Origin of the sequence: Citrobacter rodentium NBRC 105723 = DSM 16636, assembly GCF_021278985.1 — a bacterium.
Classification (GTDB): domain Bacteria; phylum Pseudomonadota; class Gammaproteobacteria; order Enterobacterales; family Enterobacteriaceae; genus Citrobacter_A; species Citrobacter_A rodentium.
In genome coordinates this window covers 984,412-1,001,137 of sequence record NZ_CP082833.1, presented here as the reverse complement: position 1 = coordinate 1,001,137, position 16,726 = coordinate 984,412, and the positions used below count along the sequence as shown (strand labels likewise).

General features: G+C 57.7%; 15 protein-coding genes. 9 read left to right on the top strand and 6 right to left on the bottom strand.

The window, feature by feature from the left end; all coding sequences use genetic code 11:
* Nucleotides 1–4: 4 nt before the first annotated feature.
* Nucleotides 5–1,291 carry a TRAP transporter large permease gene (locus K7R23_RS04730; protein WP_012908284.1) on the top strand — a complete coding sequence of 429 codons (1,287 nt, stop codon included), beginning with the start codon at nt 5–7 and terminating at the stop codon, nt 1,289–1,291.
* Between the two features lie 189 nt (nt 1,292–1,480).
* On the opposite strand, the gene zntA is transcribed toward K7R23_RS04730, so the two are convergent.
* Both zntA and K7R23_RS04720 read right to left on the bottom strand, forming a co-directional pair.
* On the bottom strand, nt 1,481–3,679 hold the full coding sequence (zntA, locus tag K7R23_RS04725; protein ID WP_012908285.1) for a Zn(II)/Cd(II)/Pb(II) translocating P-type ATPase ZntA: 2,199 nt from the start codon (nt 3,677–3,679) through the stop codon (nt 1,481–1,483).
* Nucleotides 3,680–3,755: 76 nt separating this feature from the next.
* The gene (locus K7R23_RS04720) at nt 3,756–4,382 is read right to left on the bottom strand and encodes a lysoplasmalogenase (protein ID WP_012908286.1); all 627 of its coding nucleotides are present in this window, start codon (nt 4,380–4,382) and stop codon (nt 3,756–3,758) included.
* 141 nt (nt 4,383–4,523) lie between these two features.
* Here K7R23_RS04720 and K7R23_RS04715 point away from each other — a divergent pair, with 141 nt between their 5' ends.
* Nucleotides 4,524–4,886 (top strand): DUF2500 domain-containing protein, encoded by a 363-nt coding sequence (locus K7R23_RS04715; protein WP_012908287.1) that lies wholly within the window; start codon nt 4,524–4,526, stop codon nt 4,884–4,886.
* 21 nt (nt 4,887–4,907) lie between these two features.
* On the opposite strand, the gene K7R23_RS04710 is transcribed toward K7R23_RS04715, so the two are convergent.
* Entirely contained in the window at nt 4,908–5,177 is a 270-nt protein-coding gene (locus K7R23_RS04710) for a DUF1145 family protein (protein ID WP_024133034.1), read from the bottom strand.
* 10 nt (nt 5,178–5,187) lie between these two features.
* A complete protein-coding gene (gene rsmD / locus K7R23_RS04705; protein ID WP_012908289.1) occupies nt 5,188–5,763 on the bottom strand; it encodes a 16S rRNA (guanine(966)-N(2))-methyltransferase in 576 nt (191 codons plus the stop codon).
* A 124-nt stretch (nt 5,764–5,887) separates the two neighbouring features.
* Between rsmD and ftsY the strand changes: the two genes are divergently transcribed.
* The 4 genes from ftsY to rpoH all read left to right on the top strand — a co-directional run bounded on the left by ftsY (nt 5,888) and on the right by rpoH (nt 10,205).
* Nucleotides 5,888–7,372: a signal recognition particle-docking protein FtsY gene (gene ftsY, locus K7R23_RS04700; protein WP_012908290.1), complete on the top strand. Its 1,485-nt coding sequence runs from the start codon at nt 5,888–5,890 to the stop codon at nt 7,370–7,372.
* A gap of 2 nt (nt 7,373–7,374) precedes the next feature.
* A complete protein-coding gene (gene ftsE, locus K7R23_RS04695) occupies nt 7,375–8,043 on the top strand; it encodes a cell division ATP-binding protein FtsE (RefSeq protein WP_012908291.1) in 669 nt (222 codons plus the stop codon).
* Complete coding sequence (gene ftsX / locus K7R23_RS04690) at nt 8,036–9,094, top strand: permease-like cell division protein FtsX (RefSeq protein WP_012908292.1); 1,059 nt, start codon at nt 8,036–8,038, stop codon at nt 9,092–9,094. The genes ftsE and ftsX overlap by 8 nt, the downstream gene beginning before the upstream one ends.
* Nucleotides 9,095–9,350: 256 nt before the next feature.
* On the top strand, nt 9,351–10,205 hold the full coding sequence (rpoH, locus tag K7R23_RS04685) for an RNA polymerase sigma factor RpoH (RefSeq protein WP_012908293.1): 855 nt from the start codon (nt 9,351–9,353) through the stop codon (nt 10,203–10,205).
* 106 nt (nt 10,206–10,311) lie between these two features.
* Here the strand turns inward: rpoH and pdxR are convergent, their stop codons facing one another.
* Nucleotides 10,312–11,805, bottom strand: coding sequence for a MocR-like pyridoxine biosynthesis transcription factor PdxR (gene pdxR, locus K7R23_RS04680; RefSeq protein WP_012908294.1), 1,494 nt, complete (start codon nt 11,803–11,805; stop codon nt 10,312–10,314).
* 118 nt (nt 11,806–11,923) lie between these two features.
* Between pdxR and K7R23_RS04675 the strand changes: the two genes are divergently transcribed.
* The 3 genes from K7R23_RS04675 (at nt 11,924) to livJ (ending at nt 15,888) form a co-directional block, all read left to right on the top strand.
* Nucleotides 11,924–13,189, top strand: a complete 1,266-nt coding sequence (locus tag K7R23_RS04675) for a 4-aminobutyrate--2-oxoglutarate transaminase (RefSeq protein ID WP_012908295.1) — start codon at nt 11,924–11,926, stop codon at nt 13,187–13,189.
* A gap of 140 nt (nt 13,190–13,329) precedes the next feature.
* On the top strand, nt 13,330–14,532 hold the full coding sequence (locus K7R23_RS04670; RefSeq protein WP_012908296.1) for an aromatic amino acid transport family protein: 1,203 nt from the start codon (nt 13,330–13,332) through the stop codon (nt 14,530–14,532).
* A 252-nt stretch (nt 14,533–14,784) separates the two neighbouring features.
* Nucleotides 14,785–15,888, top strand: a complete 1,104-nt coding sequence (gene livJ / locus K7R23_RS04665) for a branched chain amino acid ABC transporter substrate-binding protein LivJ (protein WP_012908297.1) — start codon at nt 14,785–14,787, stop codon at nt 15,886–15,888.
* A 90-nt stretch (nt 15,889–15,978) separates the two neighbouring features.
* On the opposite strand, the gene panM is transcribed toward livJ, so the two are convergent.
* Nucleotides 15,979–16,362, bottom strand: a complete 384-nt coding sequence (gene panM / locus K7R23_RS04660) for an aspartate 1-decarboxylase autocleavage activator PanM (RefSeq protein ID WP_012908298.1) — start codon at nt 16,360–16,362, stop codon at nt 15,979–15,981.
* Nucleotides 16,363–16,726 lie beyond the last annotated feature (364 nt).

The following is a 16,726-nucleotide window of genomic DNA, read 5'->3' as shown; positions in this document are numbered from 1 at the left end:
AACAATGGACGCCTTTGTGTTGTTATTCACCCTCGCCATCCTGCTGGCGCTGGGAATGCCGGTGGCCTTCGCCGTCGGCTTGAGCGCCGTTGCGGGCGCGCTGTGGATCGATTTACCGCTGGAAGCGCTGATGATCCAAATCACCAGCGGGGTGAATAAATTTACCCTGCTGGCGATTCCATTCTTCATTCTCGCCGGAGCGATTATGGCGGAGGGGGGCATCGCCCGGCGGCTGGTCAACTTCGCCTATCTGTTCGTCGGCTTTATTCGCGGCGGGCTGTCGCTGGTGAATATCGTCGCCTCAACCTTTTTCGGTGCGATTTCCGGTTCATCGGTGGCGGATACCGCCTCCATCGGCAGCGTGATGATCCCGGAGATGGAGAAAAAGGGCTATCCGCGCGAGTACGCGGCGGCGGTGACCGCGAGCGGTTCGGTGCAGGCGATTCTGATCCCGCCGAGCCATAACTCGGTGATCTACTCGCTGGCGGCAGGCGGGACAGTCTCTATCGCCACGCTGTTTATCGCTGGCGTGCTGCCGGGGCTGCTGCTCGGGCTGTGTCTGATGGCGCTGTGTCTCTGTTTTGCGCGCAAGCGCGGCTATCCGAAGGGTGAGCGTATTCCGTTTCGCCAGGCGGTGAAAATCTTCATTGATGCGCTGTGGGGGCTGATGACGGTGGTGATCATTCTGGGCGGCATTCTGTCCGGCATTTTCACCGCTACCGAATCGGCGGCGGTGGCCTGTCTGTGGGCCTTTTTCGTCACCATGTTTATCTACCGCGACTACAAGTGGAACGAACTGCCGAAGCTGATGTGCCGGACGGTAAAAACGGTCACTATCGTGATGATTTTGATTGGCTTCGCGGCGGCGTTCGGCGCGGTGATGACCTATATGCAGCTGCCGATGCGCATTACCGAATTCTTCACGTCACTCTCCGATAACAAGTACGTCATCCTGATGTATCTCAACATTATGCTGCTGTTAATTGGCACGCTGATGGATATGGCGCCGATCATCCTGATCCTGACGCCGGTGCTGCTGCCGGTGACCAATGCGTTAGGTATCGATCCGGTGCATTTCGGCATGATCATGATGGTGAATCTGGGGATCGGGTTGATTACGCCGCCGGTGGGTTCGGTGCTGTTTGTCGCCAGCGCGGTGAGCAAGCAGAAGATTGAGACCGTCGTGCGGGCGATGCTGCCCTTCTACGGCCTGCTGCTGGTGGTGCTGGCGATGGTGACCTATATTCCGGCCATCTCGCTGTGGCTGCCGGGCATTCTGGGGATGCAGTAAGCGATGTTTTTGCCGGATGGCGGCAGCGCCTTATCCGGCCTGGAAGTTTTTATCGCTGGCGTTTTTTGCCGGATGGCGGCTGCGCCTTATCCTGCCTACAGGTTCTTACCGCTGGCGTTTTGCCGGATAGCGGCTGCCAATTCTTTCCACTTCGTAGGCCCGGTAAGCGTCAGCGCCACCGGGCATTTTTTACCGTCGACGCAACAGCCGCAGCGCGTTGGCCGTGACCAGCACCGTCGCGCCGGTATCCGCCAGCACCGCCAGCCACAGGCCGGTGATGCCGAGCAGCGTGGTGACGAGGAAGATCCCCTTCAGCCCCAGCGCGATAGCGATGTTCTGACGGATATTGGCGTGCGTCGCTCGCGCCAGCTTTATCATCTGCGCTAATCCCGTCAGGCGGTTATGGGTCAGCGCGGCGTCCGCCGTTTCCAGCGCCACGTCGGTGCCGCTGCCCATCGCAATGCCGATGGCGGCGGCTTTCATCGCCGGGGCGTCGTTAATGCCGTCGCCGACCATCGCCAGCGGCGACTGCTGATTCAGCGCGCTGACCGTCCGCACTTTATCTTCCGGCAGCAAGCCCGCGTTGAAATCCAGCCCCAGCTCTCCGGCGATGGCCGCCGCCGCGCGCGGGTTATCACCGGTCAGAATAACGCCGTTGACGCCCAGCGCCTTCAGCTCGCTGATGGCGGTGCGGGCATCGTCGCGCAGCGTATCCTGCAGGGCGATGATCCCGAGTACGGTATCGTTTCGCCATGCCAGCACTACCGTCTGCCCGGCGCTTTCGAGCTGAGCGATCTGCCTGGCAAACGCATCGGCTGGCAGCTTCCCGGCGGCGCAAATCAGCACGCGATCGCCGTTAACCCGCGCCTCAATGCCGGAGCCGACCAGCGCGCGCTGCGCCTCGGCGGCGGGGATCGTCAGACCCTGGCTTTGCGCTTCCCGCACGATGGCCTGCGCCAGCGGATGCGTTGACCCTTGCTCTACCGCTGCCGCCAGCGCCAGCAGATCCGCCTCGCTGACACCGTTAGCCGGGTGAATCGCCGTCACGCGCGGTTTACCCACGGTCAGCGTCCCGGTTTTATCAAAGGCTATCTGCGTGATGCGTCCCAGCTGCTCCAGCGCCGCGCCGCCTTTAATCAGCGCTCCGCGTCGCGCTGCCGCTGCCAGCCCGGAGGTAATCGCCGCCGGGGTGGAGATCACCAGCGCGCACGGGCAGCCAATCAGCAGCAGCGTCAGTCCCTTATAAATCCACTCCTGCCATGATGCGGCAAACAGCAGCGGCGGGACGAGCGTCACCAGCAGAGCGACGGCCATGATCGCCGGCGTATAGATACGGCTGAAACGGTCGATAAAGCGCTCAATAGGCGCGCGGCGCTCCTCTGCTTCTTCAATCAGCGTCAGGATACGGTCGATGGCGCTGGCCCCCGGTTCAGACAGTACTTCCAGGGTAACGAGACGGTCCACGCTGGTGGCCCCCGCCGGGACTTTTTCGCCGCTGGCTCGCTCAACCGGGATCGACTCGCCGGTCAGCGCGCTCTCGTCAAAGCTGGCGAAAGCGGAGATCAGTTTGCCGTCGGCGGGCAGGCGTCCTCCGGCGGCGACTTCAATCACATCGCCAGGCCGTAGCGCGCTGACGTCCACCTCTTCGCGCACCCCGTCGCGCAGGCGGGTGGCGACCTCCGGTTTCAGCGCCATCAGCGCGCTGACGCCTTTACGGGCGCGGCTGGCGGCCCAACCTTCCAGCCGTTCGCCAATCAGGAACAGCAGCAGGACCATCGCCGCTTCCGCGGTAGCGCCGATGAACAGCGCGCCGATGGCGGCGACGCTCATCAGCGTTTCAATGGCAAACCAGCTCCCGGACTTCATCAGGCGCAATGCCTGGCGGGCGATAGGGTACAGCCCGACCAGGGTGGTGGCGATAAACGCCAGTTGCCCTAGCGGATGGTTGAACTGCTCCAGCCCCCAACCGATCGCCATCATCACCATCAACGTCAGCAGCGGCAGGTTCTCTTTGAGGCGCGATTCGGGCGCGGCGGCTTTCGCCTGCTCATCCTGCAGACGATAGCCTGCGTTTTGCACCGCACGCTCAATTTGCTGACGCAGGTCGCCGTCGCTGTCGACCACCAGCTTGCCGGTAGCAAACAGCACCTGCACCTGATTCACGCCGCGTATCTGGCGCACTGCGTTTTCAACCTTACGGGCGCAGGCGGCGCAGTCCATTCCGGCCACTTGCCAGCTGTAACGGGCGCCTTTTACCGTTTCAGGGACGGTTTCCGGCGCGGCGCAGGCGCCGTCGCAGCAGCACTCATCGGCCTTTTGCGGCGCGGGGGCCAGTCTGAAGGATGAAAATTGTGGGGCTTTTTTGCCATCAGTATCGGGTGTCGACATGGCATCCTCCGGTTGATGATAATTTTCTCATTAACCGGAGGATACACTCTGGAGTCGACTCCAGAGTCAAGCACTATCAGAGATAAAGCGAGCGGACAATCAGGAAGTGACCGGCGAAGTAGCAGGCGGCGGCTATGGCGTTATCGGCGCGGAAGCGGCGACGGTAGTGGCTGCCCAGCCAGACAATGTTGCCAATGAACAGCAGCGACGCCCCCATAAACGCCGACAGCGCGGGCGCGGTGGGGCGGAAGAACCACAGTTCGCCGGCCAGCCAGACCATCACCAGCGTCATGGCGATGAACGTGCATACCGGCCAGCGCAGCTCCTCAAGGCGCGACCAGATTACCGCTACCAGCAGCGCGCCCAGCGCCAACAGCACCAGCGGCAACGGCCAGAAGAAAGAGAGCGTCATCTGGCTGGCGAAATAGATGGTGTACAGCAGATGCGAAAGGAAAAACGCGCCAATCGCGTACAGCAGACGCTGACGCGGCAACAGCGTCAGGGCATCGCCCAGCAGCGAAGCGCACAGACCGGCCAGCACCAGATAGCTGACGGCGTCGAACATCGGCGCTTGCCAGGCCAGAAGCAGCAGGAGAAGAAGCGTGACGGGTTTAAAGACCCAGCGTTGCCAGGCGGGTCCACGGTACGAGGCATCCACAAACAGCCATGCGGAAAGGCAGACAGCGATAAACGACCAAAGCATCTTAGTTCCTTGAATTCGTTATTTTTTCGTAAGCGGTATGCTTACGGTCTTACCTTTCAGTTTAGAGGCGGGTAAGGGCGGATGACAACACCATTACGCACGGGGTATGCTGATTTCCGCATTTTCTGATGGGTTAAGGGTATGAGTAAGCCACCGCTCTTTTTTATTATTATCATTGCGTTAATCGTCGTTGCCGCCTCGTTTCGCTTTGTGCAGCAGCGGCGGGAAAAAGCGGATAACGATGCCGCGCCCCTGCAACAGGCGCAGATGGTGGTCGCCAGTAAGCGGGAAAAACCGATTAACGATCGCCGCTCGCGCCAGCAGCAGGTGACGCCCGCAGGCACCAGTATGCGTTACGAAGCGAGTTTTAAACCGCTGCGCGGCGGGATGGAGAAGACGTTCCGCCTCGACGCGCGCCAGTACCACGCGCTGACGGTGGGCGACGAAGGGACGCTGAGCTTTAAGGGCACGCGGTTTGTCGGGTTTGACGTCCGGTCGGATTAAGGCGTAAGCCGTCAGCAAACGTTATTTTTTGACGTTAAGCTTTTTCTGCCACACCAGCAGCTCAAACACGCCGAACAGAAAAATGCGCACTTTTTCCCCGCGGGTCATCTGCGGGCCCTCTTTCGGCAGCGTGGCTTTCAATAGCGCCAGCTGCAAGCCGTGCATCAGCGCCATAAAGATCAGCGCGACGTTAACAAAAATATTGAGCGGGTGCGGGAAGGGCTGTACCAGGTTCCATAATAAAAAGGCCCAGACACAGAGCATCAGTAAACGTCCAACGTTAATCAGCATGGGTTTCTCCTTACGCTTCACGTTGATATAAACGGTACGCGACCTGTCCGGCGACCTTTTCGCGATACAACGACCAGTTTTTCGGCACGGAGGGCAGACCGTTTTCCACTTCGCTTTCCACGTAAATCCAGGCCTCATCCGCCAGCCAGCCGTGTTTTTCCAGCAGGCTTAAGGTCTCTTCCAGCAGACCTTTGCGAAACGGCGGGTCGACAAACGCCACGCTGTGCGGCGTGCCGGATTGCGCCAGAAAGGTCAGGGTATTGGTATTCACCACCTGCGCATTGGCAGCTTTCAGCGTCGCTAAATTCTTCTGTAACTGCTGCGCGACGGCGCGATCCATTTCCAGCAGCGTGGCAGAGGCCGCATAACGTGACAGCGCTTCCAGACCCAGCGCGCCGCTGCCGGCGAAGCAGTCCAGACAACGGGCGTCGACCATCACCGGCGCCAGCCAGTTAAACAGCGTCTCACGCACGCGGTCGGTGGTGGGACGCAGGCCGGGGCTGTCCGGTACAGGAAGTTTACGGCCACGCCATTGCCCGCCAATAATGCGGATTTGGCCGCTGCCAGAGTGATTTGGTTTTTTCATTTCTGCTGCTCAAACTGCCTGTTGCATGTTATTCCAGGCGGTGATGTGAATTAAGTTAAGTGATAGACTATTTCATCATTTTTTTAGCTTCCATGTATATAGGCCGCGAGGGGTGTAATCGCAGATGGCAAAACAGAAAAAACGTGGCTTCTTTTCCTGGCTGGGCTTTGGTGAAAAAGAGCAGCAGGAACAAAAACCCGAAGAACAGCAGCTTGAAGAAGAACAACGCCCGGCAGAAACGTCGGTTGACACGGCGGCTGACGTAGAAGCAGAAGCGCCCGCGCACAGCAAAGAAGAGACAGAAACCTTTGCTCAGGACGTGGTTGAAGTCACAGAACAGATCCAGGAGAGCGAAAAGCCGCAGCCGGTAGAGCCTGAGCCGGTAGCGGTAGTCGAGCCTGAACAGGTGGTTGCGCCGCAGGTCGCCGTCGAGCGCGAAGTGCTGCCGCTGCCGGAAGAGGTGAAAGCGGAAGAGACGTCGCCGGAAGAGTGGCAGGCGGAAGCGGAAACCGTCGAAATTGTTAACGCGGTGGAAGAAGAGGCGCAGAACGTACCGCCACTGTCCGACGAAGAGCTGGAAGCGCAGGCGCTGGCGGCGGAAGCCGCGGAAGAAGCGGTGCTGGTGGTGCCGGTAGCGGAAGAGGAGACGCCGGTCGACGAGATCGCCCAGGAGCAGGAAAAACCGACCAAAGAGGGTTTATTTGCCCGGCTGAAACGTAGCCTGCTGAAAACAAAAGAGAATCTCGGTTCCGGATTTATCAGCCTGTTCCGCGGTAAAAAAATCGATGATGATCTGTTCGAAGAGCTGGAAGAGCAACTGCTGATTGCCGACGTGGGCGTGGAAACGACGCGCAAAATTATCGCCAATCTGACCGAAGGCGCCAGCCGCAAGCAGCTACGTGATGCCGAAGCGCTGTACGGCCTGCTGAAAGATGAGATGAGCGAGATTCTGGCGAAGGTTGATGAGCCGCTGAACGTAGACGGCAAAACACCGTTTGTGATTTTGATGGTGGGCGTCAACGGCGTGGGTAAAACCACCACTATCGGCAAGCTGGCGCGTCAGTTCGAGCAGCAGGGCAAATCGGTGATGCTGGCGGCGGGCGATACCTTCCGCGCCGCGGCGGTGGAGCAGCTTCAGGTCTGGGGCCAGCGTAATAATATTCCGGTGATTGCCCAGCATACCGGCGCGGACTCCGCATCCGTCATCTTTGACGCTATTCAGGCGGCGAAGGCGCGTAACATCGATGTGCTGATTGCTGACACCGCGGGTCGTCTGCAAAACAAATCGCACCTGATGGAAGAGCTGAAAAAAATCGTGCGCGTTATGAAGAAACTGGATGAGGATGCGCCGCATGAGGTTATGCTGACAATTGACGCCAGCACCGGGCAGAATGCGGTAAGCCAGGCCAGACTGTTCCATGAGGCGGTTGGTCTGACGGGGATTACCCTGACCAAGCTGGACGGCACGGCGAAAGGCGGCGTGATCTTCTCGGTGGCCGATCAGTTTGGCATTCCTATCCGCTATATTGGCGTCGGCGAACGTATCGAAGATTTGCGTCCGTTTAAGGCGGACGATTTTATAGAGGCACTTTTTGCCCGAGAGGATTAACAATGATTCGCTTTGAACATGTCAGCAAGGCCTATCTCGGTGGGAGACAAGCGCTGCAGGGCGTCACGTTCCATATGCAGCCGGGCGAGATGGCGTTTCTGACCGGCCACTCAGGCGCGGGGAAAAGTACCCTGCTGAAGCTTATCTGTGGGATTGAGCGGCCGAGCGCCGGGAAAATTATCTTCAGCGGGCACGACATTACCCGATTGAAGAATCGCGAAGTGCCGTTTCTGCGTCGGCAGATCGGCATGATTTTCCAGGATCACCATCTGCTGATGGACCGCACCGTCTACGACAACGTGGCGATCCCGCTGATTATCGCGGGCGCCAGCGGTGACGACATTCGCCGCCGGGTGTCGGCGGCGCTGGATAAGGTCGGGCTGCTGGACAAAGCGAAAAACTTTCCTATTCAACTCTCCGGCGGTGAACAGCAGCGCGTGGGCATCGCCCGGGCGGTGGTAAATAAACCGGCGGTCCTGCTGGCGGATGAACCGACCGGTAACCTGGACGACGCGCTGTCGGAAGGGATCCTGCGTCTGTTTGAAGAATTTAACCGCGTGGGCGTCACCGTACTGATGGCGACGCACGACATCGGGCTGATTTCCCGCCGTTCTTATCGCCAGCTGGTGCTGAGCGATGGACACCTGCATGGAGGCGTGGCCTATGAATAAGCGCGATGCAATGAATCATATCCGGCAGTTTGGCGGGCGACTGGATCGCCTGCGTCGCTCTGGCGGTTCGTCAGGCGACGGCGGCCGCAACGCGCCGAAACGGGCGAAGCCGTCGCCAAAGCCCAACTCGCGGAAAACTAACGTTTTTAACGAGCAGGTGCGTTATGCCTTCCAGGGGGCGTTGCAGGATCTGAAAAGCAAACCGCTGGCGACCTTTTTAACGGTGATGGTTATTGCCATCTCCCTGACGCTGCCAAGCGTTTGCTACATGGTGTACAAGAACGTTAACCAGGCGGCGACGCAGTACTATCCCTCTCCGCAAATCACCGTTTATCTGCAAAAAACGCTGGATGACGATGCGGCGGCAGGGGTAGTGGCGCAGCTTCAGGCCGAGCAGGGCGTGGACAAAGTGAATTACCTGTCGCGTGAAGACGCTCTGGGTGAATTCCGCAACTGGTCCGGTTTCGGCGGCGCGCTGGATATGCTGGAGGAGAACCCGCTGCCGGCGGTGGCGGTGGTGGTGCCGAAGATCGACTTCCAGGGGACCGAGGCGCTCAATACCCTGCGCGATCGCATTACGCAGATTAACGGCATTGACGAAGTGCGGATGGACGACAGCTGGTTTGCCCGGCTGGCGGCGCTGACCGGGCTGGTGGGCCGCGTGTCGGCGATGATTGGCGTGCTGATGGTGGCGGCGGTGTTCCTGGTGATCGGCAACAGCGTGCGCCTGAGCATCTTTGCCCGTCGCGATACCATTAACGTGCAAAAGCTGATTGGCGCGACGGATGGCTTTATCCTGCGTCCGTTCCTCTACGGCGGCGCGCTGCTAGGTTTTTCCGGCGCGTTTCTGTCGTTGATTTTGTCTGAAATTCTGGTAATGCGGCTGTCGTCGGCGGTGACCGACGTGGCGCAGGTGTTCGGAACGAAGTTTGAACTCAATGGTTTATCGTTTGATGAGTGCCTGCTGTTGCTGCTGGTCTGCTCGATGATCGGCTGGGTGGCGGCGTGGTTGGCCACGGTGCAACATTTACGTCACTTTACTCCCGATTAATAAAATCGTGGTATAATCTTTCCCTGCAATGGATTTCCGTTCGCAGGGAAAGAGCCTCCGTTGTCTCTTCCCTCGCTTTTCATCTTCATGTCACATTTTGTGCGCAAATTATACACAACGTTGCATGGAACTTGTGGATAAAATCACTGTCTGATAAAAGAGTGAATGATATTCTCGTTGCTCATTAACGCTGGCATGCTTGTTGCTGATATATCTTTCGCCGTCGTGCCGGACGATAAAAATTGAGAGGATTTGAATGACCAAAGAAATGCAAAATTTAGCTTTAGCCCCTGTTGGTAACCTGGAGTCTTACATCCGGGCTGCGAACGCGTGGCCGATGTTGTCGGCTGACGAAGAGCGGGCGCTGGCTGAAAGGCTGCATTACCAGGGCGATCTGGAAGCAGCTAAGACGCTGATCCTGTCTCACCTGCGCTTTGTTGTTCATATTGCTCGTAACTACGCGGGCTATGGCCTGCCGCAGGCGGATTTGATTCAGGAAGGCAACATCGGCCTGATGAAAGCCGTGCGCCGCTTCAACCCGGAAGTGGGCGTGCGCCTGGTCTCCTTCGCCGTGCACTGGATCAAAGCTGAGATCCACGAATACGTACTGCGTAACTGGCGTATCGTGAAGGTCGCGACCACCAAAGCGCAGCGTAAGCTGTTCTTTAACCTGCGTAAAACCAAGCAGCGTCTGGGCTGGTTTAATCAGGATGAAGTGGAAATGGTGGCCCGCGAGCTGGGTGTTTCCAGCAAAGACGTGCGTGAGATGGAATCCCGTATGGCGGCGCAGGACATGACCTTTGACATGTCCCCGGACGACGAGTCCGATAGCCAGCCGATGGCGCCGGTACTGTATCTGCAGGATAAAACCTCTAACTTTGCCGATGGCATTGAAGAGGACAACTGGGAAGATCAGGCCGCCAGTAAGCTGACTCATGCGATGGAAGGCCTTGACGAGCGTAGCCAGGCGATCATCCGCGCCCGCTGGCTGGACGAAGACAACAAGTCCACCCTGCAGGAACTGGCCGACCGCTATGGCGTCTCCGCCGAGCGGGTTCGCCAGCTTGAAAAGAACGCGATGAAAAAACTGCGCGCCGCTATCGAAGCATAACGCCGCAAGCGCTTACGAAAACGCCCCGACATCCGTTGGGGCGTTTTGCTTTACGCGATGCAGCAATGTAGGCCGGATAAGGCGCTTGCGCCGCCATCCGGCAAAATCAGGCATTGATCAGAACCTGCGGACAATGCTGACGCAGGCACGCCAGCAGCGTGGCGAAAGCCGGCGTCATCTGTTCCTCGGTCAGACAGGCAAACCCCATCAATAATCCTTTCTTACGTTGCGCGGTCAGGTAATAGCGCGACAGCGGACGCACCAGAATATTTTGCGCGTTGGCGCTGGCCGCGACGGCGACGTCATCCACCTCATCCGGCAGGTTGAGAATCAAATGCAGCCCGGCGTTATCGCTGAAATCCGACAGCTCCTGCGGCCCGCAGTGACGTTCAATCAGCTCCGTCAGAAAGGCGCGACGGCGGCTGTACAGCAGACGCATACGGCGGATATGCGCGGAATAGTGACCGCCGTTAATAAACTCTGCCAGCGCCATCTGAATCAGTGAATGTCCGCCGCGATACAGCTCAGCGTGGGCGCTTTTCAGTTTGCTCGCCAGCGGACGGGGCAGCACCAGATAGCCCAGCCGCAGCCCCGGATAGAGCGTCTTGCTGAAGGTGCCGATATAGACCACCGGCGCATCGGCCACCAGACCCTGCAATGCCGGGATCGGTTGCCCGGAAAAGCGAAACTCGCTGTCATAATCATCTTCCACAATCCAGCTACCGTACTGTCTGACGAGCGCCAGCAGCCGCTGTCGCCGCTCAAGGCTCATTACCGCGCCCAGCGGATATTGGTGTGAAGGCGTAACGAAGATCAGGCGCGGCGCTTCCTGCGCGTTTTCAGGCGGCACAAGGCCGTTGGCATCAACGGGCACGGGCGTTATCCGCACATCGTTCATCGCCAGCACATGGCGAATACCCCAGTATGACGGTTCCTCCACCCATGCCATATCGCCGTTATCGGCGAGCATTCGCGTCACCAGATCGATCGCCTGATGAATCCCCTCGGTAATAAGGATTTGATCTGCCTGACAGCGCACGCCGCGCGCCACCCGCAGGTAATCGATTAGCGCATGTTGCAGCTCCGGCGTCCCGCCATTGCAGCTGTAGCTCAGTTTTTCCGGCTTCGGTCGGCGGCCGATCCGCGCCTGTAACTTGCTGAAAAGTAAATGCGGAAAGGCATTAACGTCGGGAACGCCGGGAATAAACGCCCCCCACTGGCGCGGGCTGGCGCTGACGTGATCGAGTAAAAAACGACCGCGCCGCGAAACCGGAAAAGCCTGCTCAATCTCGATACTGTTTTCTGCGCCCCCTGCCGCCGTTAAGAAGGTGTCAGGGGCCGTTTGCGCGACGAATGTTCCGCTTCCCCGCCGGGAAACCACATATCCTTCCGCCTGTAGTTGTTCATAAGTTGTTAATATTGTGTTTCTTGAAATTCCAAGCTCGCCTGCGAGATCGCGCGACGCTGGCAGGCGGCTGTGCGGCGGTAATGAGCCGTCGAGAATTGACCGCCGAAGCGCGTTGTACAGCCGTTTATGCAGGAATTCATCCTGTTCCTGCTGGAGCCTGACCAGCAGGAGATCGCCCACAAGTGCCCGCAATTGGATCCCTCAGATATTCATAATTGGTACTCGATTATAGGGCCAGTACCTGTGTAAATAAACGACATTGTTTCGAATTTGTTGCAATAAAGTGACATCCATAACAGGAGATCCGAGGGTGAAAAGTTCAGAACTGAATCAGCGTCGTCAGCAGGCGACTCCCCGTGGTGTAGGTGTGATGTGCGACTACTTTGTGGAGAAAGCCGAGAACGCCACGCTGTGGGATGTGGAAGGTAATGAAGTGATCGATTTTGCCGCCGGGATCGCGGTGCTGAATACCGGCCATCGCCATCCGAAGATTGTGGCCGCGGTAGAACAACAGCTGCAGGCGTTTACCCACACTGCGTACCAGATTGTTCCATACGAGAGCTACGTTTCGCTGGCGGAGCGCATCAACGCCATCGCGCCGATTGACGGTCCGGCAAAAACCGCCTTCTTCACCACCGGTGCGGAAGCGGTAGAAAACGCGGTGAAGATCGCCCGCGCCAGCACCGGCCGTCCCGGTTTAATCACCTTCGGCGGCGGCTTTCATGGCCGTACCTTTATGACGATGGCGCTGACCGGCAAAGTGGCGCCTTACAAAATAGGCTTTGGCCCGTTCCCTGGTTCGGTTTACCACGCCGTATACCCGAACGCGGCCCACGGCGTGACCGTTGAGGAGGCGCTCAACAGCCTGGAACGCATCTTCAAAGCCGATATCGCCGCCGATCAGGTAGCAGCGATTGTGCTGGAGCCGATTCAGGGCGAGGGCGGTTTTAACGTCGCACCTGCCGCCTTTATGCAGGCGCTGCGCAAGATTTGCGATACCCACGGCATTCTGCTGATCGCCGATGAAGTACAGACCGGCTTCGCCCGCACCGGGAAAGTCTTCGCAATGCAGCATTACGACGTGAAGCCTGACCTGATGACGATGGCGAAAAGCCTGGCGGGCGGCTTCCCGCTCTCCGGCGTGGTCGGGCGGGCGGAGGTCATGGATGCCCCTGCGCCGGGTGGTCTGGGCGGCACCTACGCCGGTAATCCGCTGGCGGTTGCCGCCGCGCATGCGGTGCTGGATATCATCGAAGAAGAACAGCTGTGCCAGCGGGCGAACCAGCTGGGCGAACACCTGAAAGAAGTGCTGAATCAGGCGCGCGAACACTGCCCGGCGATTGCTGACGTCCGCGGGCTGGGATCGATGGTGGCGGTGGAATTTAACGATCCGCAAACCGGGAAACCGTCCGCTGACTTTACCCGCCAGATCCAGCGTAAAGCGCAGGAAAACGGTCTGCTGCTGTTGAGCTGCGGCGTGTATGGCAACGTTATTCGTTTCCTCTACCCGTTAACGATCCCGGATGCGCAGTTCAGCAAAGCGCTGGATATTCTGACCCGCGTGCTGCGGGGCTGACGCGCCCGATCCGGACAGGTAGATAGTGGCAGGGAAGCCTCTACGACAATAAGTTGTTCCCGTTCAGCGTGAGTGGTTGATCACCCTGATATCACCTTTTTTCCGGCGGCGTTTGTCGCCGGAATAAAACGGAAAATATTATGTCTGAAAACTCCACCTTTTCTCCGGCGCTGACGCGTCGGGAGCGTACCGCTGTACCCGCTAAATCGCTGAGCTTTGTTGAAGGCGTATCGATGATCGTCGGCACCAACATCGGCGCGGGCGTGTTATCCATCGCTTACGCCTCCAGCAAAGCGGGCTTCCTGCCGCTGTTGTTCTGGCTGATGCTGGTTGGCAGCCTGACCACCATCACCATGCTGTATGTCGCGGAATCGACCCTGCGCACCCGTAAGCATTTGCAGCTAAGCGGCCTGTCACGCCGCTACGTCGGGCGGTTTGGCGCGCTGATTGCCTATATGACCGGTAGCGGCAAGCTGCTGCATTCACTGTTGGGGATTTCGCCAGCGCTCGGTAGCGCGCTGTTTTTTATCCCGGCGGCCGGCGTGCTTTATCTCGGCCTGAAGGCCATCGGACGCGGTGAAAAATTTATCAGTATCGGGATGGTGGTAATGATCGCCGTGCTGATTGTCGCCACCATGCTGAAAGAGACGACCCAGTTAAGCTACCTGCTTGACGGTAACGGGCTGTATATGGTGCCGGTATTCAACGTGGTGGCATTTTGCTTTTCGGCGCAATATATCGTCCCGGAAATGGCGCGCGGCTTTGCCGACAAGCCGGAAAAACTGCCGAAGGCGATTATGGTCGGGATGGGGATCACCTTCAGCCTGCTGGCGCTGGTGCCGATGTCGGTTATCGTCCTCAACGGGCTGGATAACATTACCGACGTGGCGACCATCTCCTGGGGGCAGGCGCTGGGCGAGTGGGCATTCTTTTCCGCGAACATATTTGCGCTGTGCGCCATGCTGACCTCGTACTGGGGGCTGGGCGGCAGCTTTCTGACCAATATTTTCGATCAGTTCCGCCTGGGCGATGATTCGCAGCTGTTGAAACGTTTTCTGGTACTGCTGATAGTGACGGTGCCGCCGTTTATCCTTGCCTACAGCGGCATGGTGTCGTTTGTTAATGCGCTCTATTTCGCCGGAGTATTCAGTGGGGTGATCCTGTCGATTATGCCCATCCTGATGCTGAAAGGCGCGCGTCAGCGTGGCGATCTGACCCCTGGCTGGACCTGCCCGGCTTTCATCACCCATCCTGCTATTCAGGGATTTATTGTATTGCTTTACCTGTGCAGCGCCGTTTATGCCATCGCTTCTGCGCTGGGTTACCTGCCGGCTGGCTGGTAATCCGTTGTTTTACTCCCCCGCGCCTTGCGTAAGGGCGCGGTTTTTTTTGTCACTAATCTGTTACATCAGCCTTAATTTTGTCTTTTCAAACCCTGGTAAATAACGGTATGTTTAGCATAGTGTGCTGCAAAAGCGCGGAATGCAGCCGTCGGAATAGCTATCATATGCTTTTCTGATTCTATATAACAGAATAATGCGCTGACAAACAACATCATAACAAATGCAATGACCACGATAATGGGGAGCTTCAGGATGAATATGAAGGGTAAAGCGTTACTGGCAGGATGTATCGCCTTAATAATGAGCAGCCAGGCGCTGGCAGAAGATATTAAAGTCGCCGTTGTCGGCGCGATGTCCGGCCCGGTGGCGCAGTACGGCGACCAGGAGTTTACCGGCGCGGAGCAGGCGATCGCCGATATTAACGCCAAAGGCGGCATCAAGGGTAATAAGCTGGTGGCGGTAAAATATGACGACGCCTGCGATCCGAAACAGGCGGTGGCGGTAGCGAACAAAGTAATCAACGACGGCATTAAATACGTTATCGGCCACCTTTGCTCTTCATCCACCCAGCCTGCGTCTGATATTTATGAAGATGAAGGCATCCTGATGATCACTCCGGCAGCCACCGCGCCGGAGCTGACCGCGCGTGGCTACCAGCTGGTGCTGCGCACTACCGGTCTGGACTCTGACCAGGGGCCGACCGCGGCGAAATACATTCTGGAAAAAGTGAAGCCGCAGCGCATCGCTATCGTTCATGACAAACAGCAGTACGGTGAAGGTCTGGCGCGCGCGGTGCAGGATGGGCTGAAAAAAGGCAACGCCAATGTGGTGTTCTTTGACGGGATTACCGCTGGCGAGAAAGACTTCTCCACGCTGGTGGCGCGCCTGAAGAAAGAAAATATCGACTTCGTTTATTACGGCGGCTATCACCCGGAAATGGGGCAGATTCTGCGCCAGGCCCGCGCCGCGGGTCTGAAAACCCAGTTTATGGGGCCGGAAGGGGTGGCGAACGTCTCGCTGTCTAACATCGCCGGTGACTCCGCCGAAGGTCTGCTGGTGACCAAGCCGAAGAACTACGATCAGGTTCCGGCGAACAAACCGATCGTGGATGCGATTAAGGCCAAAAAACAGGATCCAAGCGGCGCGTTCGTCTGGACCACCTACGCAGCATTGCAGTCATTGCAGGCGGGGCTGAACCAGTCGGACGATCCGGCTGAAATCGCCAAGTACCTGAAAGCTAATTCCGTCGAAACGGTCATGGGTCCGCTCTCCTGGGATGAGAAGGGTGACCTGAAAGGCTTCGAGTTCGGCGTGTTCAACTGGCATGCTAACGGTACGGCGACCGACGCCAAATAAGGTGCGCCATGCCGGATGACGCTCGCGCTTATCCGGCTTACGCATTTCAGAAATGCAGGCCGGGTAAGGCGAAGCCGCCACCCGGCTTTTTTAACGCTTCTCCCAGCCGTCCTGTTGGGCGGTAAAACCTGACGCCTGCATAAACGCCGCCATTACGCCGCGATCTTCCACGCCAACATCGGCCATCCACCAGCAGGCGACGCTGGGGTTATCGCGCATCACCTCTGCCAGAAGATACTGTCCCACGCCCCGACGCCGCGTGACCTCGCGTACCCGCAGTGAATCCAGCGCGCCCTGAGTACCGCTCAGCGTGACGCGTACCGCGCCTAACAGACGCTCGTTAAAACGCGCGGCGTAGATCCGGTGCGTTTCATCTACGCTTAAAGAGGCGGCAGAATACTCCGGCCAGATTTTGCCCAGATCGATCCGATCCTGATCGCTGAAATGTTCTAAACGAATGATGGTCAGCTTCATCGACAGCATGTCCAAATCACAAAACAGGCAGCCAGTGTACCGAAAAATTTAACCTGGATGCTTTCACTTTTTTCATTCATTCAACAGCTGATTAATTTTTTGACAGACATAACCTTAGTTCGAAACGTCAATGAATGGTACTCGGGCAGGATAATACCCTGGAATGCAGCATTTTATTCCGCTCTTTATGCCGTTATTTTATGCTGAAAAATGCGCTTTTTTTTGTTTATCTATGGCGAAAAGCAGAATATTATCTGTTCTTAATAGACTGAAAAATAGAGCTTTTGATCTGTTTTTGGTGAAAATGCTGCGCTAAACCATTAATCAGGCTGGTAAAAAACCAGCGCAGCGCAAAAAAAGTACA